At 40.3% G+C, this 22939-nt stretch carries 26 protein-coding genes and 1 tRNA gene; 13 read left to right on the forward strand and 14 right to left on the reverse strand.

The features are described 5' to 3' along the window. Window positions 1-210: 210 nt before the first annotated feature. On the forward strand, window positions 211-1587 hold the full coding sequence (locus ATS74_RS06025) for an NAD-dependent succinate-semialdehyde dehydrogenase (protein WP_058548038.1): 1377 nt from the start codon (window positions 211-213) through the stop codon (window positions 1585-1587). Between the two features lie 153 nt (window positions 1588-1740). On the opposite strand, the gene ATS74_RS06030 is transcribed toward ATS74_RS06025, so the two are convergent. Continuing rightward, a complete protein-coding gene (locus ATS74_RS06030; protein ID WP_058548039.1) occupies window positions 1741-2088 on the reverse strand; it encodes a hypothetical protein in 348 nt (115 codons plus the stop codon). Between the two features lie 393 nt (window positions 2089-2481). Between ATS74_RS06030 and ATS74_RS06035 the strand changes: the two genes are divergently transcribed. From ATS74_RS06035 to ATS74_RS06055, 5 genes are all read left to right on the forward strand, one after another. Continuing rightward, window positions 2482-2979 carry a GNAT family N-acetyltransferase gene (locus tag ATS74_RS06035; protein ID WP_058548040.1) on the forward strand — a complete coding sequence of 166 codons (498 nt, stop codon included), beginning with the start codon at window positions 2482-2484 and terminating at the stop codon, window positions 2977-2979. Window positions 2980-3481: 502 nt separating this feature from the next. After that, window positions 3482-3985, forward strand: a complete 504-nt coding sequence (locus tag ATS74_RS20090) for a DUF4265 domain-containing protein (protein ID WP_082660566.1) — start codon at window positions 3482-3484, stop codon at window positions 3983-3985. A 115-nt stretch (window positions 3986-4100) separates the two neighbouring features. Continuing rightward, window positions 4101-4511 (forward strand): hypothetical protein, encoded by a 411-nt coding sequence (locus tag ATS74_RS06045; protein WP_058548042.1) that lies wholly within the window; start codon window positions 4101-4103, stop codon window positions 4509-4511. Window positions 4512-4619: 108 nt separating this feature from the next. Continuing rightward, window positions 4620-5327 carry a hypothetical protein gene (locus ATS74_RS06050; protein WP_152996108.1) on the forward strand — a complete coding sequence of 236 codons (708 nt, stop codon included), beginning with the start codon at window positions 4620-4622 and terminating at the stop codon, window positions 5325-5327. A gap of 21 nt (window positions 5328-5348) precedes the next feature. Continuing rightward, window positions 5349-5663: a CC0125/CC1285 family lipoprotein gene (locus tag ATS74_RS06055; protein ID WP_058548044.1), complete on the forward strand. Its 315-nt coding sequence runs from the start codon at window positions 5349-5351 to the stop codon at window positions 5661-5663. Between the two features lie 226 nt (window positions 5664-5889). On the opposite strand, the gene ATS74_RS06060 is transcribed toward ATS74_RS06055, so the two are convergent. The 3 genes from ATS74_RS06060 to ATS74_RS06070 all read right to left on the reverse strand — a co-directional run bounded on the left by ATS74_RS06060 (window position 5890) and on the right by ATS74_RS06070 (window position 7680). After that, on the reverse strand, window positions 5890-6969 hold the full coding sequence (locus ATS74_RS06060) for an endonuclease/exonuclease/phosphatase family protein (RefSeq protein ID WP_058548045.1): 1080 nt from the start codon (window positions 6967-6969) through the stop codon (window positions 5890-5892). A gap of 23 nt (window positions 6970-6992) precedes the next feature. Next, window positions 6993-7355, reverse strand: coding sequence for a hypothetical protein (locus tag ATS74_RS06065; protein WP_058548046.1), 363 nt, complete (start codon window positions 7353-7355; stop codon window positions 6993-6995). A 76-nt stretch (window positions 7356-7431) separates the two neighbouring features. Beyond that, window positions 7432-7680: a TIGR03643 family protein gene (locus ATS74_RS06070; RefSeq protein WP_058548047.1), complete on the reverse strand. Its 249-nt coding sequence runs from the start codon at window positions 7678-7680 to the stop codon at window positions 7432-7434. Window positions 7681-7803: 123 nt separating this feature from the next. Between ATS74_RS06070 and ATS74_RS06075 the strand changes: the two genes are divergently transcribed. From ATS74_RS06075 to ATS74_RS06085, 3 genes are all read left to right on the forward strand, one after another. After that, window positions 7804-8493, forward strand: coding sequence for a substrate-binding periplasmic protein (locus tag ATS74_RS06075; protein ID WP_058548048.1), 690 nt, complete (start codon window positions 7804-7806; stop codon window positions 8491-8493). Between the two features lie 26 nt (window positions 8494-8519). Continuing rightward, complete coding sequence (locus ATS74_RS06080; protein WP_058548049.1) at window positions 8520-9176, forward strand: YoaK family protein; 657 nt, start codon at window positions 8520-8522, stop codon at window positions 9174-9176. A 74-nt stretch (window positions 9177-9250) separates the two neighbouring features. After that, window positions 9251-11311, forward strand: a complete 2061-nt coding sequence (locus tag ATS74_RS06085) for a TonB-dependent receptor (RefSeq protein WP_058548050.1) — start codon at window positions 9251-9253, stop codon at window positions 11309-11311. Window positions 11312-11325: 14 nt separating this feature from the next. Here the strand turns inward: ATS74_RS06085 and ATS74_RS06090 are convergent, their stop codons facing one another. Then, the gene (locus tag ATS74_RS06090) at window positions 11326-12108 is read right to left on the reverse strand and encodes an AraC family transcriptional regulator (protein WP_058548051.1); all 783 of its coding nucleotides are present in this window, start codon (window positions 12106-12108) and stop codon (window positions 11326-11328) included. A gap of 101 nt (window positions 12109-12209) precedes the next feature. On the opposite strand from ATS74_RS06090, the gene ATS74_RS06095 reads away from it, so the two are divergent. Then, the gene (locus ATS74_RS06095; RefSeq protein WP_058548052.1) at window positions 12210-13412 is read left to right on the forward strand and encodes an MFS transporter; all 1203 of its coding nucleotides are present in this window, start codon (window positions 12210-12212) and stop codon (window positions 13410-13412) included. Window positions 13413-13428: 16 nt separating this feature from the next. Here ATS74_RS06095 and ATS74_RS06100 read toward each other — a convergent pair whose 3' ends face one another. The 7 genes from ATS74_RS06100 to ATS74_RS06125 form a co-directional block, all read right to left on the reverse strand. Further along, complete coding sequence (locus ATS74_RS06100; RefSeq protein WP_058548053.1) at window positions 13429-13653, reverse strand: hypothetical protein; 225 nt, start codon at window positions 13651-13653, stop codon at window positions 13429-13431. 76 nt (window positions 13654-13729) lie between these two features. Then, window positions 13730-14176 (reverse strand): RidA family protein, encoded by a 447-nt coding sequence (locus tag ATS74_RS06105; RefSeq protein WP_058548054.1) that lies wholly within the window; start codon window positions 14174-14176, stop codon window positions 13730-13732. A gap of 15 nt (window positions 14177-14191) precedes the next feature. Next, window positions 14192-14602 carry a GFA family protein gene (locus tag ATS74_RS06110; protein WP_058548055.1) on the reverse strand — a complete coding sequence of 137 codons (411 nt, stop codon included), beginning with the start codon at window positions 14600-14602 and terminating at the stop codon, window positions 14192-14194. 30 nt (window positions 14603-14632) lie between these two features. Further along, window positions 14633-15244 carry a TetR/AcrR family transcriptional regulator gene (locus ATS74_RS06115; RefSeq protein WP_058548056.1) on the reverse strand — a complete coding sequence of 204 codons (612 nt, stop codon included), beginning with the start codon at window positions 15242-15244 and terminating at the stop codon, window positions 14633-14635. Window positions 15245-15346: 102 nt separating this feature from the next. Beyond that, window positions 15347-16636, reverse strand: coding sequence for a M20 family metallopeptidase (locus tag ATS74_RS06120; RefSeq protein ID WP_058548057.1), 1290 nt, complete (start codon window positions 16634-16636; stop codon window positions 15347-15349). Window positions 16637-17068: 432 nt separating this feature from the next. Further along, window positions 17069-17260 carry a hypothetical protein gene (locus tag ATS74_RS19840; protein ID WP_152996109.1) on the reverse strand — a complete coding sequence of 64 codons (192 nt, stop codon included), beginning with the start codon at window positions 17258-17260 and terminating at the stop codon, window positions 17069-17071. A 121-nt stretch (window positions 17261-17381) separates the two neighbouring features. Further along, window positions 17382-17466: transfer RNA gene (locus ATS74_RS06125), tRNA-Leu, on the reverse strand. A 282-nt stretch (window positions 17467-17748) separates the two neighbouring features. On the opposite strand from ATS74_RS06125, the gene ATS74_RS06130 reads away from it, so the two are divergent. Then, window positions 17749-18249, forward strand: a complete 501-nt coding sequence (locus tag ATS74_RS06130; RefSeq protein ID WP_058548058.1) for an RDD family protein — start codon at window positions 17749-17751, stop codon at window positions 18247-18249. Window positions 18250-18318: 69 nt separating this feature from the next. On the opposite strand, the gene lptG is transcribed toward ATS74_RS06130, so the two are convergent. Together lptG and lptF are read right to left on the reverse strand one after the other, a co-directional pair. Next, window positions 18319-19386 (reverse strand): LPS export ABC transporter permease LptG, encoded by a 1068-nt coding sequence (gene lptG / locus ATS74_RS06135; RefSeq protein ID WP_058548059.1) that lies wholly within the window; start codon window positions 19384-19386, stop codon window positions 18319-18321. After that, window positions 19383-20495: an LPS export ABC transporter permease LptF gene (lptF, locus tag ATS74_RS06140; protein ID WP_058548060.1), complete on the reverse strand. Its 1113-nt coding sequence runs from the start codon at window positions 20493-20495 to the stop codon at window positions 19383-19385. The genes lptG and lptF overlap by 4 nt, the downstream gene beginning before the upstream one ends. A 308-nt stretch (window positions 20496-20803) precedes the next feature. Between lptF and pepA the strand changes: the two genes are divergently transcribed. Both pepA and ATS74_RS06150 read left to right on the forward strand, forming a co-directional pair. Continuing rightward, window positions 20804-22315, forward strand: coding sequence for a leucyl aminopeptidase (gene pepA, locus ATS74_RS06145; RefSeq protein ID WP_058548061.1), 1512 nt, complete (start codon window positions 20804-20806; stop codon window positions 22313-22315). A gap of 155 nt (window positions 22316-22470) precedes the next feature. Beyond that, a complete protein-coding gene (locus tag ATS74_RS06150; RefSeq protein ID WP_058405111.1) occupies window positions 22471-22917 on the forward strand; it encodes a DNA polymerase III subunit chi in 447 nt (148 codons plus the stop codon). Window positions 22918-22939: the final 22 nt, after the last annotated feature.

Here is a 22939-nt window from a genome sequence, read left to right on the forward strand (position 1 = left end):
ATGATTATCACCTTGGGTGTTGTAAATTTTGCAGCCCCCAGAATATTTTACTGCATTTATTTTTTTATTTTTGTAGTTGAAGCTTAAGTTAGCACTTAAAATTAAAAATAATATCAATATAATCAAACATATACTCACTTAACTTTAAAAATATAAAAACTGGCTTTGCCCTTGCACCCTTACAAATAACTAATTTGTAAGGAGATAGAAATGAGTAACACAGTTAAGACGATCAATCCCGCAACTGAGCAAACCATTGAAACCTACACACTGCTTTCTCAAGAAGAGGCAGAGCTGGCAATTGAAAAATCTCACGAAACATATTTAAAATGGCGTTTAACCTCATTTACCGAACGTGCTAAGCATTTAAATAAATTAGCATCACTTTTTGAAGAACAAAAAGAAGCCATTGCTAAACTAATGACCGAAGAAATGGGTAAAGTTTACGAGCAAGGCTTCCAAGAGGTTGAACTGTGTGCTGGCATTTGTCGTTATACAGCAGAGCATGGCCCTCAAGTACTTGCCGACGAAGAGCGTGATATGGACGGCGGCCGTGCAATTATTAGCTATCAACCAACGGGCGTATTATTAGGTATTCAACCTTGGAACTTCCCGCTTTATCAAGTTATTCGTTATAGCGCAGCTAACATTATGGCCGGCAACACGACCGTACTTAAGCATGCGGGTAACGTTTTTGGCATGGCCGAAAAAATCGAAACACTATTTAAACAAGCCGGTTTTCCTGAGCATTGTTTTAGCAATCTACTTATTGATGGTAAAACAGCCAGCTCACTTATTTCGCACAAAGCAATTAGCGGCGTAACTTTTACAGGTAGTGATGGCACGGGTAAAAAAGTAGCCGAAGAAGCCGGTAAACACGTTAAAAAAACAGTACTGGAGCTAGGTAGTAACGATGCTTACTTAGTACTGGATGATGCCGACTTAGAGCTTGCCGTTAAAACCTGTGTAACAGGGCGTATGATCAACAACGGTGAAACCTGTGTATCAGCAAAACGTTTTGTTGTAGTTGATTCACTTTACGATGACTTTAAAGCCCAAATTAAAGCTCAATTTGAAGCGTTAAAAATGGGCGACCCAATGGCTGATGATACAGACCTAGGCCCAATGGCACGTGAAGATTTACGTGACAAAATTCATGACCAAGTAATGCAATCGGTTAAGGCCGGTGCAAATGTAATCACTGGTGGCGAAGTACCTTCGCAAACGGGTTATTACTACCCACCTACTCTGCTAGATAACTTAGCACCAGGCATGCCAGCATACGATGATGAGCTATTTGGCCCAGTTGCTTCGCTTATTAAAGCAAAAGACAACGACGATGCCATGCGTATCGCCAACGACTCTCGCTATGGTTTAGGCGGCGGTATTTTCTCTAAAGATGAGAAAAAAGCCATTGAACTGGCTAAAAAGCACTTTGACACAGGTATGATCAACATTAACGGTTATGGTCTTGCACAGCCAAACCTACCGTTTGGTGGTGTTAAAGAAAGTGGCTACGGCCGAGAACATGGCGGCTTTGGTATGCGCGAGTTTGTAAATATCAAATGTATTATGATTAATAGCTAATTTAGCTTTAAATACCAATATATAAAAAACCTAAAAGTGGGTAACCTCTTTTAGGTTTTTTTTCTTTAAAATTAGATTACAGCAGAGCTCATCCTTTACTGACCAAACCCCACGAAACTAAATACTAATAGCTGAAAATGTACATTTTTCTTCTTAATCATTATCAACATTAAAAAATAATATAATAAATTCTGAGGCACTAATTGCGGTTAGCTGCATCACCAGCAAAAACATGATACCTATTCCGGCCTGAGGGTCAGGTTCAATGCCAAAAATGAGAACTAGCGCTAAAATAATAGTAAATAATGCAGCTATAATTCTGATAAGAAAGAGTCGTTTATTTTGGTAGTTGTTAGCACTCGCTAAAAAATACAAAACCAAATAAGGTAATAGCATAAACGCAAAGCCAATCTCCGTTGGCATCCAGTACTTGATTGCAACTGCAACTAAAGATAAGGCAGCAAGCGCCTTAACTGGGTAGTACATTTTTTTATAATTCACATGCTTTCCTTTGCACGCAGTGCTTCATTAGCATCAAGTAAAATATTGCCGAACAATATAAAAACTTTAACTATGCAATGCAATCTATTTCACTAGACTTAACCTGACGGGCAATAATGAGCGATAACCGGTCATTGAGTTGGCCAAATATCGTCGTGAATTGATTGGTATGGCTGCTCTTTGCGCATATATTCATGAAAATGAGCGCTGAGCGCATATTGGTTAATTTAACTTTATCTAAAAACTCTAGAAAACTTAGTGATAGTAATACCTTAGGTTATTTGTTAAAACTATATAATGCAGAAAAATGAGCGTGGCGTCGGCAGAAATATGCGCGATGAGCGCACTATTAAATTGTTATGCGTTCGGCAGACCTTACAGTAAGGATGTAACTTGAAAATTAGACACTTAGAAGAATTTGATTATAAAGATCTTCATAATATTTATAGCTTTACGGAAGTAATGGCAAATACATCACAACTTCCTTTTTTGAGCTCTTCGCAAGTTTCAAATCTCTTTTCAGCATCAAATCAATACACGTTAGTCGCGGAAGTTGATGGTAAGGTGGTTGGACACGTGACGCTATTCCTAACGGATAAAGTTCGGGATAAGCATACTGCTTCTATTGCCATCGCTGTTCACCCTGAAAGTCACGGACAAGGTGTCGGAAAAGCCTTGATGCATGAAGCAATCAATCAAGCTGATAATTGGCTTAATTTAGTTCGTGTTGAATTAGAGGTTCATGCTGATAATCTTTCAGCCAAAGCTCTGTATGAAAAGGTAGGCTTTGAAACTGAGGGCATTAAGCGTTTGAGTACATTCAAAAGTGGACAGTATATAGATATGGTTCTCATGTCCAGAATCAGCCCTGCACATGGAATGAACGCATAACAAAGCGTTTAAGGCAGATTCGCAACGCATGGTATTCTTGGTTCAAATTGAGTTTTGTGTTTACGGTGTAATGGTTTAGGTTAGACGTAGGCGTCGCTCACTACTTAACGCGGCGTTAGAACGCGTCAGCCTAAACTGCGTTTGGCCTTATAAAAATATCAATTCAACCGCCCTCACCTGCTGTTGCAAAAATCGCTCTGGCTTTTGGTGGTTTTAACTTCGCCGCATTGACCTCAAAGGTCAAGCAATAGGCGCTTTATCGCCAAGTTCTTATTTTCAGTCAGCAAGTGCCATTGCACTTCGTAATTCATAGGGCGGCTTGCTTCAGTCAAATCACCTACATCACTGCACTGGCATTTTGCTTGTTTGCTTTAACAATCAATCGTATGCTGGCTTTATTAGTTTTTAAAAAAGCCAATGGAACAGGCTCTGCTTCTAACAAAGCGCTTAAGCCTCTCCCTTCGGTCGCTGGGACGCCTATACGCGGGGCGGCTTCGCCATTATGCCCCACGTATCTGCGCCCCTTAGCTTAAAGTTATGTTTCTCGGAAGATATTTTGGAAAATTTAGTAAAAGTCAGCATTACGCTGACATCCGATAACATTCAAAATGCCAGTACAGAAACTTTGTGGGCAGAGCCTTTGGGCAACGATAATTACAGACTTCAGAACTCCCCGTTCGCAGCTTATGGTTTTAGCTATCTTGATGTTGTAAAAGCAAGAGGTAACGAAACTCCAGAGGTTGTAGAGATTGTTAAAAACTCGGGTCATTCAACTTATAGATTACTACTAGAAGCTGGAGTTCTAGAAAGCGATAGATTTGGGCAATATTGGCAGAAACTTGAACACATTGGTTGTACTTATGAAGGATCTCAATCAAAGTTGCTAAGTATTGATGTGCCACCTTCAACCGATATATTTACCGCTTATTCAATTTTAGAATCAGGTGAATCTGCGGGAGTGTGGGAGTTTGAAGAGGCAAAGTGTGCTCATAGCACCGAAACATAACAAAAAAATTAAGTCACTCACTGCGTTCGCTGGGACGCATACACGTGGGCTGCTTCGCATTATAGCCCACATGTCTGCGCCCCTTATTTAAAAGTTAGCAGTGCAGGAAAGTTCAGTGTTAGAAATAGGTGTCGAGGAAAAATCAGGAAATTTTATTGGGAGTGTAATTCATCTTCCATCTAATGCCTTGGTCAAAAGTTCATCGAAAACAGCCGAGAAAGCCGTATCTTTGTGTTTACGAGATCTTAGTAATCAACTTTCTAAATTACAGTGGTTTTATACCCAAGTATCTGAAGGTGTAATAACTGAATTATTAATAAATGGTCTCTTTAATTTTTCTTGTTCTGCCGTGAGTCTTACCTCATTTGAGGAGTATCTGGATAGTCAAAAAATTGTGCTTTCTTCTCTCCATCAATTTAGTTTTAATAACAAAAACTATTCTGGTTATGTTTGTAATCCCAATAGCTATCAGAAACTTATCGAGAGTATTTTAAATAATTCAGAGTTTGAGTTATCGTACTGCTAACAAGGCATTCAAACGGGCTAAAAACAGTTGCCTGTTTTCACTTCGTTCAACATTATAGCCAACAATTTTTAGCCGCTTAATGTGGCGTTAGCAGTCAAAGGAAAGGCCGTGCCAGATTCTGATATTGATAATAATCGCGTAGACCATGCAGTAGCATTAACCAAAGGTGTTTTAGGTGCTGCCCCTTTTGTTGGAGGTGCACTCGCAGAACTCGTTGGCTCGGTTGTACCAAATCAAAGGTTAGATCGGATTACCTCTTTTCTTAAAGAGCTCGACAAACGGTTAAAAAAAGTAGAAATAGAAAAGTTAAACAATAATAAGTTTGCTTTAGACCTGTTTGAGGACGGAATGTATCAAGCCGTCAGAATCTTGTCCGAAGAACGTAATAGGTTTTTAGTAAATTTCTTAAAGCAAACTATTGATGTAGATTCTGATTCATATAGTACTAAGAAAAAGTTGTTGGCTATTCTTCAAGAGCTCACTGATAAAGACATTGAGATACTTAATTCAATATCAAAAAGGTGGTATCAAGCTACAGCAAGTGAATACTCAACTCCTTCACTTGCTATTGGACAATATGACAAATTGTCAGAAGAAAAAAAAATTGAATACCAACACTTAAAAATGGATTTTGGTTTACATATAGCAAATCTAAAAAGACTCAACTTAGTTTATGTAAAAGAGAAAGAAATAGATCCTGATTGGGGCAACGATTCTAACATAGATACTGACACTGGATTACCAGAAGTAGATGATTGCTGTTTAACTAAAGTTGGGGAATTACTCTTAACAAATATAAGTGTAACTGACTGCTAACAAGTCAGGTTTGGAGAAACAATGAAGTTTAGCTTATCAATTACAGGGTTCTTATTATTAGCTGGTTGTGCAACGGGCTATCAGGCACATACATGGTCAGGTGGTTACAAAGATAAAGCGCTAGGCGAAAACCACTATTATGTTGAATATTTAGGTAATGGCACAAACTCCACTGAGACAGTGAACACATACTGGGATATGCGCGCAAAGGAATTATGTCCAAATGGTTACACTGAAGTAACTTCAGAATTAGGCAAAAATAACTCCTTTGCAGCCGGAACTACTGGTGTTTCATTTGATCACCCTTGGAAAAAAGCGGAAATTAAGTGTAATTAAATGCTAACAAGAGTCTAAGGTTACGAGATTCCGCTTATAGCACTTTCTTGCCACTCGAAAACATAAAATATTGATTATAATTGGCAAGGTATTTTACTGTGTCGGATAGCGCTTCTCTTATCAGACCTACACTGGCTGATGAAGTTATCAAGTTTGATGAAATATCATGAATTAAACCTGAGCGTTCAAGTTAAAACGTATTCAACTAACAGCTAAAAACTAATAGCTAGCCCTCCTCAAACCTTGGTACTTTTCGTTTATCGGCTTTACTCATAGCAAGCTCTTGTATTTCTTCTTGCTTAAGCTCATCTGATTTATCTTCTAATGAATGCTGCTTAGCATTTTCAAACACCAGCTCGGTAAGCAGTGCAAAGTGGTCTGAGCCATATTTAGCAAGGCGCTTAATACGTTTTACTTTAAAGCCTTGGCTGTGAAATAAATGATCCAGCGGCCAGCGCATAAAAAAGTAACTCGCGTGAAAGGTATTATAAAAACCACGGCCTTTGCGTGGGTCTAAAAAACCACTTATTTGCATAAACAAACGGGTGCTACGCGACCATGCCACATCGTTTAAATCGCCCGCTACAATTGTTGGCCTGGTTGGGTTTTTAAGTGCTTTAGCCACCATTATTAGCTCCGAGTCGCGTGGGCGCGATGAATCTTCTTCAGTGGGGCTTGGTGGTGCGGGATGAATAAAGTGCCCTTGCATTTGCAGGCCTTCATCGTTTTCAAACAATATATGAATTGAGGGTATATCATCTTCAATTAACTCACATATTTGAGCATCAAGAATTTTAAATTTACTGTATAAGTGCATGCCATAGCGGTTGTCTTTTGGGCACTCTATAAAGTATGGGTAGTGTTTTTTTAGTACCGATAACTTGTTTTCCCACCAGCTATCGCTTTCAAGTGTTATTAATAAATCAGGCTGATGCTTATCAACAAGTGAAATAAGCTGCTCGCTATTGTGGTTTGACATAAGCACATTAGCCGACATTATTCTTACACTGTGATCTTCGCTCACAGAAGCTGTTTTAACTTCTTTTTTAGCAAGCCAAGTATAAGGAAAAATCCATTTCCCTTGTAGTACCATAATAACGAGTGACGTTAAAGCTGTGAGTAAATACCCTGTATTACCGCTTTGCCAAAGTAATAAAAGTGAAGCCACTCCAACAATGCTAGCTATATAAAAAACTTGTAAACGAACAAAGTCACAGCTACGAACTAAATAATGCTGGCTGTATGACATAGGTAATAAGGTGACTAGTAAAAAAAAGCCTGCAATTATAGCCAATACAATAAGCATTTAAATATCCTTATAAAGTTAACTTAACGACTTAAAATAGAAAGAATTTCTCGAGTATCGCGGACCATATGAATAATCGTACGGTCAATTACTATACTTACTGTACCATTATCTCTAGAGCGTTTAATCACTCTACCTTGCTTATATATATCACGCTCTAAAAAATCACCTCGGTGATAACGTTTACTCAAGCCTGGTGGCGTCCACCCTGCACGTATCAGATTTATTTCTTCTTTTTTAGAAAGGTGGTTATCGTCATAGTGTTTACTTGAATAATGCTTAGTATGGCCGTGTTTATAACCATGCTTTTCTTTATGTGGTTTTGCATCAGCGCTCACTGAAAATAAAGCAAATGCGATTAAAGCGGTATAAATAGGTGCTTTCATACATAATCTCTTGTGTAGTTAATACCTAAAGATTAACAAACACGACTGAACATTGTATGAAACAACGAGTTTAAAACTAGCGATGTTTATATTGGGTTTTACAATGGCTGCGCATTATTGAAGGGTCGCGAAGTTTTAAATGTTTTGTAGTACGCCCTGCGTGGCGTTTGCGCCACACTTTAAAACTTCCTTTTGAAATATGTTCGCGCATAAATACCACCAGCTGCGGATATTTAAGCCCGTATAACTGCTCTATTGCCTCGTATGGTGTTCTATCTTCCCACGCCATTTCAATAATGCGCGATTGCTGCTCTGCGTTAAACATGTGGCTCTCAAAAATTTAATTTATACGCGATATAAAAATACATAGATCACACAATTTAAAGCAATTAATCTGTATAATAAGCGCTCAGGTTCTATACTTATAAAAATTTTTGGGTTTGTGTTTATGCGCGCTGTATTGGTGTTTTTAGCTTTAACTTTTTCTCAGCTATTATTGGCAACGCCTAATAAAACGCTTCGCTGCGCAACCACGCACTACCCTCCTTTTACAATATATGATGAGCAAACCAATACCTTTTCTGGCCTTGATATAGAGTACTTAAGGTTTATTGAGCGTAATTTAAATTTAAACATTGATGTGATGCATTTACCGTGGGCACGCATTAAAAAAGAAATGACACTCGGGTATTACGATTGCTATTTTTCACTGGCAAATAACAAAGAGCGCACTCAATATTTAGACTTTACCAGTGAGCCACTGCATATCACCCAATTTGGTTTATTTGGTAAAACCAAGGAGCAGTTAAACACAACGGATTTATCAGCTGCGCGTATAGCTATGTTGAGAGGTGTTGCTTTACCAAACATTATTGCTGCGCATTACAATATTGATGATAGTAATTTAATGCGCTCGCTCTCCACTAAAGCCACTTTTGAGCTACTTGATAAAAACCGCGTTGATTACGCAATAACTAATTATCAGGCCGGATTATGGTATGCAAAAAACCATAAAAACATAACCGCTAGGCAGTTAAATGAGTTTGCTCTTCCTGTTTATATTGCCTTTAAACACGGCGTAATAAACACCAAGTTGGTTGATGAGCAAATAATACGTTTTAAAAATCAAAAACAATAGCCACGATTATATTTACGAGATATCTAATGTTTACAAAATTACCACAGTGGGTTGAATATGGCGCGTTTGCGCTCGCCTTTATTGCTGGCATTGTGAATGCTGTAGGGTTATTAGGATTTGAGCATCAGGCTATTTCTCACCTTTCGGGCAGTGTTACTTTACTTGGTATAAAACTAATGAACAGTACCTCTGCTGCGTTACTACTAATGAGTATAGTTTTAAGCTTTATGCTGGGCTCGGCGCTTTCTGGCTTTTTACTCACTGGTGGCTCGTTAAAGCTTGGCCGACATTACGACACTTTGTTATTTATTGAAGGCCTTTTACTACTTTTAAGTGCTTATTTGCTCGACCAGTCTTATGTTTATGGCATTACACTTGCCAGCGCCGCGTGTGGTTTACAAAATGCATTAGCCACTAATTATAGCGGCGCCGTAGTGCGTACTACTCACTTAACCGGAATTTTTACCGACCTTGGCCTAATGATAGGTAAAGCACTTAAAGGGGAAACCTTTGATAGCCGAAAAGGTGTAATGTTTTTACTTATTATTATTGGTTTTTTATTTGGCGGTATTACTGGGTTTATTTTATTTGAGTATTACTCAATACTCGCTTTAGTGGTGCCTGCACTGGCGTGCTTTGTATTATCGATAACGTATAGGGTTTATAGAGTTCGCACACTTTAACGCAATCGGTTTAAAAATTGTTTAAAACACCTTACCATGGCGTTAATAAAGCGTTACTTACCTTAAAGGAATGTATGAAACCTTATTTTTTGCCGCTATTATTGCCACTAAGCCATGTTGCAATTGCTGATAATCAAAACGATGATGCTATAGAAACGATAACAACCACCGCCTCGCGTACAGAAGCACTTGCCACACCCCTTCCTCTTACTATTAGCACCTTATCTGAGGCGCAATTAAACAGTATTGCGCCAACTCATGTTGAAGAATCATTACAGCGTATTGCTGGCGCAAATGTACAACGTGGTAACGGGCAAGAGTATTTACCTGCACTTCGCTCGCCTGTACTTTCGGGCGCGGCAGCATGTGGCGGCATACTCACCCTTGAAGATGGCATACCACTTCGCGCTGCGGGCTTTTGTAATATAAACGAGCTATTTGAAGCGCATAGCGAAATGGCAAAGCGTATTGAAGTATTAAAAGGCCCGGGCTCTGCGCTTTATGGCTCTAATGCCGTGCATGGTGTTATTAATGTAATAACGCCTGACACCACCCAAGGCGGCGGATTGCTAGGGCTTGACTATGGATCATACGGTTATGCTCGTTATAAATTACGCGCAGGGAAAGACTACGGCAACAGTGGGATTGGCATTAACGCAAGTGTGACTGACGATACTGGTTATCGCGACGACGAGAGCGTAAAACAGCAAAAAGTAAATATTCGCCACCGCTTTGAGCGTTCAAACCTATTACTTACCTCTGGCCTTACATACACAGATTTAGATCAGCAAACAGCGGGCTTTATAACGGGTTTTGAAAGCTATAAAAACGAAGACATAGCACAGCAAAACTTTGACCCCGATGCATTTAGAAAAGCCCGCTCATTTAGAGCGTGGAGCAATGCCCAGTGGCAATTAAAAAACGGGAATGTGCTTTCTATTACGCCTTATGTGCGCGACCAAAGCATGGACTTTTTTAAGCACTTTTTACCCGGCACCCCACTTGAAACTAATAGCCAAACAGGCTTTGGGGTGCAATCTCTTTATCAGCACAATTTACAAAGTAATATAAAAGTAAACCTAGGGCTTGATGGCGAATATACCCGCAGCGATTTTACACAAAGCCAAAACGAACCAACTCAGGGCTCTGCATTTTTAGTTGCCACAGTACCGCAAGGCAAACACTACGATTACGACGTAAACGCAACACTGTATGCGCCATTTGCATCTATTGATTGGCAATTAAATAAATGGTTTATTAGCGCCGGCCTAAGATATGAGCATATGCAGTACGATTACACTAATAATATGCTTACTGGCCGTACAAAAGATGATGGCAGTGAATGTGGCTTTGGCGGTTGCCGCTATAGCCGCCCAGCTAGTGGTAAAAATAGTTTTAGCAATATATCGCCTAAGCTAGGTGTAAGCTATAAGGTCAATAACAACAATACCGTATATGCTAATTTTTCGCGTGGCTATAGAGCGCCCCAAGCGGCTGAGCTATATCAATTACAACGCGAACAAACCACCGCTAATTTAAACCCAGAAATAGCTAATAATGTCGAGCTTGGCTTAAAAGGATATTACAGCGATGTGAGTTATGCATTGGCTGTGTATGCCATGAGTAAGCACAACACTATTTATCGCGATAGCGACTTTTTTAACGTTAATAATGGCAGCTCTCGCCACAGAGGTATTGAGCTTGAAGTAGATTACGCATTAAGTAAAACACTTAACTTACAATTTGCAGGTACACATGCAAAGCATACGTATACTAATAACCAGTTAGTGAGTGGCTTAAATATTAACGGCAACGAGGTAGATACTGCGCCGCGCAACATTGCTAATCTTGATTTAAATTGGCAAGCCTTTAATAACCTAGCGCTTGCACTGCAATGGCATAGCGTAAGTAGTTACTATACCGACCCAGAAAACCTTCATAGCTACGAGGGCCATGATATTTTAAGCTTACGCGCTAAATGGCAAGTTACCAATAACCTAGAAGTGCTTGCCCGTGTAATAAACCTTACCGACGAAGCTTACGCAGAGCGTGCCGATTTCACTAGTTTTACTGGCGACAGGTACTTTCCTGGTAAGCCACGTAACGCAATGCTCTCAGCCACGTATACTTGGTAAAGCACACATTTAGCTTAATTTAAATCGCCCAAGTATTTAGTGGGCGATTTTCCCATTACCTTTTTAAACATAGTTATAAACGCACTCACCGATTCATACCCTAATAACTCCGACACTTGCTGTACGCTTTGCCCATCTGAAAGTGCCTGCAGCGCGGTAATTATATGTAGTTGCGTTCGCCACTTACCAAAGGTCATGCCGGTTTGCTTTTTTATAAGTCGTGCCAACGTACGTTCGGTTAACGCAAATTGCACTGCCCATTGTGCAAGGGTTTTGCGGTTATTGGGATGCTCAATTAACTCCCGGCTCATGGTTTGTATAACTACATGCTTAGAAAGCGCAAAATCAAGCGGCTGCGCTGGCATTTCTATTAATAAATCAAACAATACTTGGGCTAAACGCGCGGTTTTATCTCCTTCGCTATAAGCTTGGTTTTCGCTTGCCAGCTTAAGCATTAAGCTTTTAACGAGGGAAGTAATAGCCAAAGTACAAGTGTGTGTGGGCATGCCTTTTAGGTTGGCATCAATAAATACAAAGCATAAATTAGCGTTATCTGATGCGCGATTACTGTGGCACGTATTAGCAGGCACCCAAATAGCGCTGTGAGTTGGCACCATCCACATTTTATTTGCCGCTTCGCAGGTTACATAGCCATCAAGCGCTAATATTAATTGCCCCTTTGGGTGAGTATGTAAAGGGTATTCTTTACTGCCTTGTGCGGTATCTACTTTGGCAATTATGGGCTGCACCATATGCTCATAATTTTGCAGATAGCCCCACCCTTTAGGTTCAAACATAGTTTTGTCTGTTTTTAGCAATTTAATGTCAGTATAGCTAAATTATAATAGTGCCGATTTAATTATACTAGCGCCAATAATTAGCTAACTTATTTTTAATAATGACACACACACCTCAAAGCAATACTGGCACGTCGCGCTTTTCGAGCATACTACTGGTAATAGGTATTTTACTTATTGCCGCCAATTTACGTGCACCTTTTACAGGTGTTGCGCCAGTGCTTGATCAAATAATTGCGCACTTTGGTTTAACCGCTTCGCAGGCGGGGTTTATCACCACGTTACCGCTTATTGCATTTGCGATTATATCGCCCATGGCAGCAAGCCTAGCTAAACGCCAAGGGCTTGAGCGCACTTTGTTTTTTGCTGTATTTTTAATATTAATGGGTATTGCTGGGCGGGTGTTTAATTCGTCAATAATGTTGTTTGTTGGCACAGCTATTATTGGTGCTGGTATTGCTATAGCTAACGTTTTATTACCGAGTTTAATAAAACGTGACTTTGCCGCAAAAGTCGCCGTTATGACCTCTGCTTATGTACTTACTATGGGCGTTACATCGGGTGGGTTTTCAGCGTTAGTTTACCCGCTTAGCCAATATGAAGGCTTGGGCTGGCAGTTTGCTTTAGGCGCAAGTACGCTTATTACAGTCACCACTTTAATTGTATGGATGGCGCAATTAAATAAACACACAAAACCTACACAAACAGCACATACCTCAACACTGACTAAAAGCATTTGGCGTTATGCTCTTGCATGGCAAATTACACTATTGCTAGGTTTAAATTCGTTTTTAAACTACATCATCATTACGTGGTTGCCGGGCATTTTAACCGAAGCGGGCCAAAGCGCTACGCAAGCAGGCGCCTATCATGGGGCTTTTCAAATTGCGACCGCCATACCTGGGCTTGTACTTATACCGCTACTTGCCAAGCTCAAAGATCAAAGCGCACTTAGCTTTATACTTGCATCACTTAGTGCAACATGTGCGCTTGGTTTGTTGTATATGCCAAGTTTTGCCTTGGTATGGACACTACTACTTGGTTTTAGTTCTGGAGCGTGTTTTATTTTAGGGCTATCGTTTATTAGCCTACGTACTGATGACTCCACGCAAGCGGCATCGCTTTCGGGTATGTCACAAAGTATTGGTTATTTGCTGGCGGCTATTGGCCCTATGGTTGCAGGGGCATTGCATACTGCAACAGGGAGCTGGAGTGCGCCATTGTGGCTATGTGCTGTTGCGGGCGTGTTATGTGCTATATGCGGATGGTTTAGCGGTAAAAATACCACGCTTAATAACAGTTAATTTTTTACTGCTGTAACTAACTTACTAACTGCTGTAACCATGAGAACAAGCCCGTTGCTGGCTTTTTTACAGGGGTATATTTTTTCTCATAGCGTTTATGAGTAGCTTCGCGCTGTGCGCGGCGCTCTTGTGCTAAATTAGCTTTTGCTGCAAAACGCAGGCGCTGCTCTTGGGTTAGCTCGTCATTAAAGTTAATGGCTGATTTTTTAACTGCTCGGCTGCTTTTAGGTGAACTACACATATTTTCCTCCAAATGACTGACTTATAAATAGACAGTCATTTGGCTAAAAAAATTTCAGAAAACTTACTTTTTAAATTTAAAGTGAGCCTATACACTCAACTTCTACTAAAGAATCAAGGGCTAACGCTTTAACAGCAAAGGCACTACGTGCAGGATACGGCGCACTAAAATATTGCGTATAAATAGCGTTAAACGCTTTAAAGTCGCTTATGTCGGTCAGCATAACCGTGCACTTTACAATATTGCTCATGCTGTAGTTATGCAGCTCTAAAGTGCGCTTAATATTTTCAAGAGTTTGCTTAGCTTCACCTTCAAAACCACCCGCTGCTAACTTACCGGTTGCAGGGTTAATCCCTATTTGTCCCGACATATAAAGCGTATTACCTGCTTTTACTATTTGCGAAAATGGCAAGTTAGGATTCGCTTTGCCTGTATTTAAAAAGTCGACATTTCTGGATTTTGCCTGCGCAAAAACGGTAAGTAGTACACTTGCTAATAAGGCTGTTTTTATCAGTGTTTTCATTAATAGCCTACCTGTTTATTGAGGTGTAGTTTCAAAGGCCGGCACTTTGTGTAAATCGTTTAGCCACGCGAGCGTAGATTGTGACCAAATTTGTGCAGACGGTTTAAACTCATCGCGCTGATCAACCGCACCAATACGCAACCCATAAACACGACCTTCTTTTTCTGCATTTGTAGCATAAAGTGTTGTACCACATGTGCCACAAAATCCCTGCGCACGCTTGTTACCACTTTGGGCTGTTTTAACAAACTCTTTTGGCTCGCCTTGGGTAAACACAACCGAGTTTGGCTCTGCAATTATAACGGCTCTAAATGGACCGCTCGACATACGTTGGCAATCGCTGCAATGGCAAATAAGTGCATTATTGTTTTGAGATTCTGCTTGGTATTTAATTTCACCACAATAGCAGCTTCCAGTAATTTTCATTTTACTCTCCTTGAGCATGTTTAAAGGTGTTTAACCTAAATAAGCTAACACAATTTTAGGTAGTTCTTCTGCGTAATGCGCTGCACTTAAAGGGCAAGCAATCGCAGGCGTTAAATCGTGATAAAGCACTTTATCAAGCAATGAGCTAACAATTAAAAATACCGCCGTACTTGCTGCCGCCTCGCTTACTTTAGTATCTGTTTGGGTAATTAATTGCGCTAAACGCTGATAAATAACTCGTCTGTTTATGTGTTTATCGGTGCCTAATAACTCGCTGTGCAAACGCGAATTTAAATGCAGTGTTCTAAATATTCCCTGCTGTGATGATAAAAACACATACGTTTTATGACATAGAGTGTTAACTACATCGTCTAGGTTTTTATAGCTCTGTGTCTCAAGCTCTGTTACCCAGTTATTTAAATCAATACCAAAGTCTTGATACAACATGGGCAGCAGCGACTCTTTATTTTTAAAGCGACGGTAAAACGTACCTACCGACACTTCGGCGTAATCGGCCAACTCTTTTATACTTATGTGCTCAAAAAACTTACTTTTTAAACTATGATGCAACGCTTTTAATAGTTTTTCTTGGGTTTGCTGGCTGCGTTGTTGCTTAGGTGCCAAAAAGGGTTGATCAGACATAAATTTAAACGTGTTAGGTTAAAGTGCACACATAGTGCAGCTTGTTAATATAAACAACAATACCCAGCCAGCAATTACTTTACTCGCTGGATAACTACGACATTATTTGTGGCTATTTAAGTAATCTACCGCTAATTGGCTAAGTGTTTTTGTGCCCACTTTAAACGATGACTCATCAGCGTAGAAATACGGTGAGTGGTTACTTGCTACCGTTTTTAAATCTTGGTTTGCAGGCGTGCCACCTAAAAACACAAATACACTGGGTATTTCTAATGCATAAAACGAAAAGTCTTCTGCGCCAGTAATTTTACCCATTTCTAGCACATTCTGCTTACCCGCTGCTTTTTCAAGGCTAGGTAACATTTGCGCTGTAAGCTCAGGGTTATTAACCGTTACAGGGTAACCTTCGTGAATATGCACATCAGCCGTTGCCCCCGACGATTTAGCTATATGCGTAGCGGTTGTTTTAATATTTTCAAAGATTTGCGCGCGATTATCCATATCAAAATTACGAATAGTTCCGACCATTTCAACTTCTTCAGGAATAATATTATTACGTACACCACCGGCAATTTTACCAAACGACACAATAGCGGGCTCTTTGGTTATATTTACTTGGCGGCTCACAATATGGTTAACGCCCGTTACAATTTGCGCAGCGGCAGCAATAGGGTCAACGCCTGTCCACGGTGCTGAGCCATGCGCTTGGCGACCATGTACCGTTATTTCAAAGCGATCAGCACTGGCCATAAACGGCCCACTTCGATAGCCAATTTTACCTGTATGTAGGCTCGATGTAATATGTAGACCAAATGCTACGTCAGGTTTATATTTAGTAAAAATACCTTCTTTAAGCATTAACTCTGCACCGCCCTCTTCGCCTAAAGGTGCGCCCTCTTCAGCAGGCTGAAACACAAACATGATGTTGCCATGCAATTCATCTTTCATATTTGCTAATACTTCGGCAGCGCCCATTAACATAGCTACGTGCGTGTCGTGGCCACAAGCGTGCATTATGCCTACATCAACGCCACGGAAATTTGTGGTTTTGGTTGATTTAAATGGCACATCTGTTTTTTCTGTTACCGGTAGTGCATCCATATCGGCGCGTAGCATTACTGTAGGGCCAGGCTTTGCGCCTTTTAAAATACCAACAACACCTGTGTAAGCAATATCGGTTTGTACTTGCATACCTAACGACTTTAAATGTTTAGCCACAATGCCTGCGGTACGCGTTTCGCGGTTACCAAGCTCAGGGTTTTGGTGAAAATCGCGTCGCCATTCAATTACCTGCTGCTCTACATTTTTAACGTGCTGATCAAGGTTTGCCTGTGCGTTAAACGCACCTAGCGCAGCAAAACCTAATGCCACTGAAAGTAGTGATTTTTTCATCCTGTTTTCCTTTATTATTTTAATGAAGCCAACAACCGATTTAGTGTTATCAAAAAGAGCTGTTGAGTTATAGCTTACATCATTTTTAAATACAGTTACTATTTTATGGATCTGACATAACTCTTTTTATGCACGCAATGCAAACTATAAAAGAGCTCTCAGATTCACTTAAATCAAAACACCCAAATTTTAGAAAGAAACCCTAATTAATTTGGTCAGAATTATAAAAAGGTACCTGCACTTGGAATACAAATAATAACGTCACTTTGAATGATGCTCGAACTCACCTACTAAATTTCAGGCATAAAAAACCTCTGCTAAAACTAGCAGAGGTTATAAAAAGAGGTACCCGCAGGTGGACTGTAACTGATACTAGCGCCACTTGAGTGGTGCTCGAGTTCGCCCCAACACAAATTTCAGACATAAAAAAACCTAACCAATTTGGTTAGGGTCATAGAAAGTGGTACCAACAAGTGGACTGTAACTGATACTAGCGCCACCTGAGCGGCGCTTGAATTCAGCTTTACAAATTTTATTACGAATACTTAATTCATCCCTGAAGCAGTATCCATCGTTCATCCATGAACTCACTTCGAGTAACTGCGAAACTTCGTTTCGGTTCACTCTCACCCAGCAGGTGGACTGTAACTGATACTAGCGCCACTTGAGTGGTGCTCGAGTTCGCCCCAACACAAATTTCAGACATAAAAAAACCTCTGCTAAAACTAGCAGAGGTTATAAAAAGTGGTACCAGCGGGCGGACTCGAACCGCCACTCCTTTCGGAAGGGGATTTTGAATCCCCCATGTCTACCAATTTCATCACGCTGGCGTCATTTTTCTTTAACCTTCTAAACACGAGAAGATAAAGAAAAACCACTTTAGAGCTAAGGATTATTTATGTGCCTTCGTCTCTATGCCAAGCATTATACAAACAATAGGGTTAGCGGCAAGCGTTTTATGACATTAGCATGATCAACCGCTTAACATTTAGCCACCTATTAACATTTATAAAAGTAATTATTAGGTTAAATAGTATCGCTAAACTATAGCGCTTAGTATTTGTAAGCTTTTTTGCTAAACTAGCGCGCATATTAATAGTGAGAGTATATTTATGTCGGGTGAGTTTCCACGTGCTGGTTTTTGGCGTCGCTTTGCTTCGTTAGTTTACGATACGTTAGCCATTATTGCGTTTGCTATGTTAACGGTTGTACTCTATTTGTTTGCCGTACAAGGGCTTATTTCTCTCGATGTTATTAGTTTAAATGGCGCTGAAGATGTGTCGGCACTTATTCAAGAATCGTTATTATTTTCAAGTATTAGAAGTGCCCTACTTATTATTGTTACCTTAGTATTTTTTGGCTATTTTTGGACTAAAAGCGGTCAAACGATCGGTATGCGTGCATGGCGTTTAAAGGTGCAAACTCTTGAAGGTAACTTAATTAGCTGGCCGCAGGCTATTATTCGCAGTCTTTGTGCATTGCTTGGTTTGGGTAATTTACTGGTATTAGTTGATTTTAAAAACAATAAAGCACTGCAAGATTACCTCTCTAAAACAGAGGTCATAGCGCTTACCAAAGAAGAAAATAAACGCATTTACCGAGAGCTTGATTAGTACTAATTAAAGTAACTAAAAGCAAAAAGGGTGACCATTGGTCACCCTTTTTAATGCATAAATAAACAGCTATACCCGTTTATTCATTAAATACGTAGCAAAACTTATAAATATAACACTTGGCAGTACAGCACCGATAATAGCGGGTATTTGGTAAACCATAACCACAGGGCCAAATATTTCGTTAGTTAAGTGAAATATAATCCCAGTTACTACACCCATAATAATACGTGCGCCCATTGTAACCGTACGCAGCGGGCCAAATATAAACGACAGTGCCACTAACAACATAACCGCAACAGATACTGGCTGCATTATTTTTCGCCATAACGCTAACTCGTAAGTACTAGTGTCTTGCTCGTTCTGCTTTAAGTAGCCAAGATATGACCAAAGGCCTGTGAACGAAAGCGACTCAGGTTTTACCGATACCACGCCTAGCTTTTCAGCTGTTAATTGCGATGGATAAAACTCTTCTTTTATTTGTTCACTGCTAATTTCATCATCTGTTATATGTACTTTATTTACATCACGTAATAACCAGCCTTCATCTCGGCTTACGGCCTCACGGGCTTTTGTGATTTGCGTTAAATCTAACGATTTATCAAAGTGATACATGTGCAAACCATTTAATTTTCCGTTTTGATCTACATCTTCAATATTAATAAAGTTGTTGCCATCTTTTGCCCAAACACCTTTTTGAGCATTAAATACATCGCCACCATGTATTGCTTGATTACGCATTTCTTTGGCATGCAGCTGCGCTTCTGGTGCGCCCCACTCGCCTAAAGCCATCATACATACCGCCATAAATACAGCGGTTTTCATTACTGAACCAATAATTTGCAAGCGCGACATTCCCGCTGCTTGCATAACAACTAGCTCACTATTTGAGGCAAGTGCGCCTAAGCCCGTTAAACCACCTATCAGTGCCGCCATAGGGAAAAATATAACTAAATCACCAGGTATTGAGTACAAAGTATAAAGCATCGCAGTCATTAAATCGTAGCTGCCGCGCCCTACCGATTTTAACTGGTCGATAAATTTAATTAAGGTGCTAATACCTACAAGTACCAGCAATGCAAAGCCGGTTGTTTGTAAAACACTACGACCTAAATACCAATCAAGCGTTTTCATCATACGCCTAACTCCCGCTTAGTAATAACAGCTTTAAGCCAAGCACCTAACGGGCGCCCTTTAATAATTAATAAACTGCCAATAAAGAGTGCACTTAAATGTATCCACCACAGGCCTATTGAAGGCGGAATTTTGCCATCTTCTACTGCAAATTTGGCGGCATTAAGTAAAATGAAATACCCTAAGTACAAGCTAATTGCAGGCACTAATTTTGCAAATTTACCTTGGCGAGGATTAACCACACTTAATGGCACGGCTAGTAAAGTAAGCAAAGGAATAGAAAGTGGTATAGCTATACGCCATTGCCACTGAGCAATAGACTCAGAGGTATTTAAAGCAAGTAACTGATTAGTAGGTACGGCTTCTAATTTACGACGCTGGTGCTCTATTTCTTGTTCACGAATTTGCACACTGTACCCGTCAAATTCGGTTAAATTAAGTGCCGGTGTTTTACCGTCGGTTTCGTAGCGTTTACCATCAGTAAGAACAAGTTGTTGCTCACCACTGATTGACTCCACAACGACACCTTGCTCGGCGTATACTAAGCGAGCTAGGTTGTCTTTTTCGCTATCAGGCAGTTGTGCTACAAACACTTTGTTTAGCTCTTTGCCGCCCTTTTCAATATTATGAATAAACACCACGGCTTTTTCATTGCCGGTTTCTTGAAACCGCCCAGCTCTGAGCGCTGATAATCCGGCATCAGCTTTAGCTTGTTCTTTTAGTTGATACTCTTGCTCGCTTGCCCAAGGGGCAATATACATAGTTAATGCAGCCGCCAATATAGCCAAACCAACGCTTGAAATTAGGGTTACTCGTACAACGTACCATTCACTTACGCCACAGGCTTTAAGAACGGTCATTTCGCTATCGGCGTAAATTCGGCTGTAGGCTAAAATAATGCCTAAAAATATACTCAGAGGTAAAATAAGCGAAGCTAGTTGCGGAAGCTTTAGCGCAATCATCGATAAAACTAACTTAGCAGGAATACTTCCTTCAGACGCATCGCCTAAAATGCCAACAAACTTTTGCGACAAAAAAATAGTCATCAAAGTTAAAAATACGGCGACCTGCGATTTTAAAACCTCAGCGGTCAAATAACGGAAAATAAGCAATGCTCGCCCCTGTTAAACATGGAATTTCACTACAATAGTGAGTGTTGAATAGTTAAATAGCTATTTTACCCAGTTAAAATTGGTAAATAGGCTATTATTATAAGCTATCAAAATTAATTATCCTACCTAAGTACGCGATATAATGTTGCATTAGTAGCCCTTAAGCATATAAAGTTCAATTACACAGTAAGAGTCTAGTAAAGTCAGCTAAAATTAAAACTATCTCTACATAAGTTACGTAATTTAGACTAGGAAATAATTTTTTAGCCCCTATTTATAACTTAAATGACTCAAAATCAGGAGTGACAATGGAATTTAACGTAAAAAGTGGTAGCCCAGAAAAACAACGCAGCGCATGTATTGTCGTTGGCGTTTACGAGCCACGTAGGTTATCCCCCATTGGTGAACAACTCGATAAAATCAGTGATGGTTATATCTCAAATTTACTTCGCCGTGGCGACCTAGAAGGTAAGCCGGGGCAAGTTTTATTATTGCATCATGTACCTAATGTATTAAGCGAGCGCGTATTGCTTGTTGGTTGTGGTAAAGAGCGTGAGCTTGATGATAAGCAATATAAGCAAATTATTTCTAAAACAATTAATACCTTAAACGAAACAGGTTCTATGGAAGCTGTGTGCTTTTTAACAGAGCAACACGTTAAAGGTCGCGATACCTACTGGAAAGTACGCCAAGCGGTAGAAACAACACAAGATTGTTTATATACGTTTAACCAGCTGAAAAGTAAAAAAGTAGACCCGCGTCGTCCACTTCGTAAAATGGTATTTAACGTACCTACTCGTCGCGAACTCACTATTGGCGAAAGCGCTATTGAGCACGGTTTAGCTATTGCAGCAGGTAGCAAGCTATGTAAAGACGTAGCGAACATGCCGCCTAACATTTGTAACCCTGCGTATTTAGGTGAACAAGCTCAAGAGCTGGCTACCAATTTTGATAACATCACTGTTGACATCATTGGCGAAGAAAAAATGGCTGAGCTCGGTATGAACTCATACTTAGCTGTTGGCCGTGGTAGTGATAACGAATCTATTATGTCGATTATTAACTACAAAGGCGCAAGCGATGACCAAGCGCCAATTGTACTTGTAGGTAAAGGTTTAACGTTTGACTCAGGCGGTATTTCTATTAAACCTGGCGAGGCCATGGATGAAATGAAATACGACATGGGTGGTGCAGCAGGTGTTATTGGCGCAATGCGCGCACTGGCACAAATGCAGTTACCTATTAACGTAATTGGTGTTTTAGCCGGCTGTGAAAACATGCCTAGTTCTAATGCATATCGCCCAGGTGATATTTTAACAACTATGTCGGGTCAAACTGTTGAAGTACTTAATACCGATGCTGAAGGGCGCTTAGTATTATGTGATGCACTTACTTACGTTGAACGCTTTGACCCAGATACAGTGATTGACGTAGCCACACTAACGGGTGCGTGTATTGTGGCATTAGGTGCTCATGCTACAGGGTTACTTTCAAATCATAACCCGCTAGCGCATGACTTATTAAAAGCCTCTGAGCAAAGTGGCGACCGTGCATGGCAGTTACCACTGTGGGATGACTATCAAGATCAACTAGATAGCCCATTTGCCGACTTTACAAACTTAGGCGGGCGCTCTGCAGGTACAATTACCGCAGCGTGTTTTTTATCTAAGTTTACTAAAAAGTACAACTGGGCACATTTAGATGTAGCCGGTACTGCATGGCGCAGTGGCGCTAAAAAAGGCGCAACTGGCCGCCCTGTTCCTATGCTTACTCAGTATTTATTAAATAGAGCCGGTGTAAGTGAAGCCGCTCAAGATTAAACATACCGTTTAAAATAGCTCTTTATAAGGCGCCATTTGGCGCCTTATTTATTTGTGTATTAATTGAAGCAAACTCGGTTATATGGCAAAATCTGCCTCTTAATTTAAGTATATCAACTTGGTATACATTCAATGTCATGGGAAACCCCGATACAATGAACATGAACGCTAAATTTTTCGTTCTAAAGCAACAAGATGAGTCTAAAGCCCAGGCTGATGATCATTTTGCTTTGGCTGCACAAGTTGCGGCCGATCAGTATCGAAATGGGCAGCGTGTATTTATTTGTGTAAACGATAACGAAACGGCCTGTGCCATTGATGAAATAATTTGGGCATTCGACCCAGATAGTTTTGTGCCACATAATTTACAAGGTGAAGGCCCAAAAGGCGGCGCACCTGTAGAAATTGGCATTACGCCACCTGTTGGCAACCGTAAAGTTTTAATTAACTTGGCTACCCAGTTACCGGATTATATTCGTCGATTTAACCAAGTTTTTGATTTTGTCCCCGTAGAACCTGCTGCTAAACAAGCAGCCCGCGAGCGTTTTAAAAAGCTACGCCAACTCGGTGCCAATCTCACCACGCAAGATATAAATAGCTAGCCAATCAGGCAAACTAACCAAC

Origin of the sequence: Pseudoalteromonas sp. H103 (assembly GCF_001469205.1) — a bacterium.
GTDB classification, from domain to species: Bacteria; Pseudomonadota; Gammaproteobacteria; order Enterobacterales; family Alteromonadaceae; genus Pseudoalteromonas; species Pseudoalteromonas carrageenovora.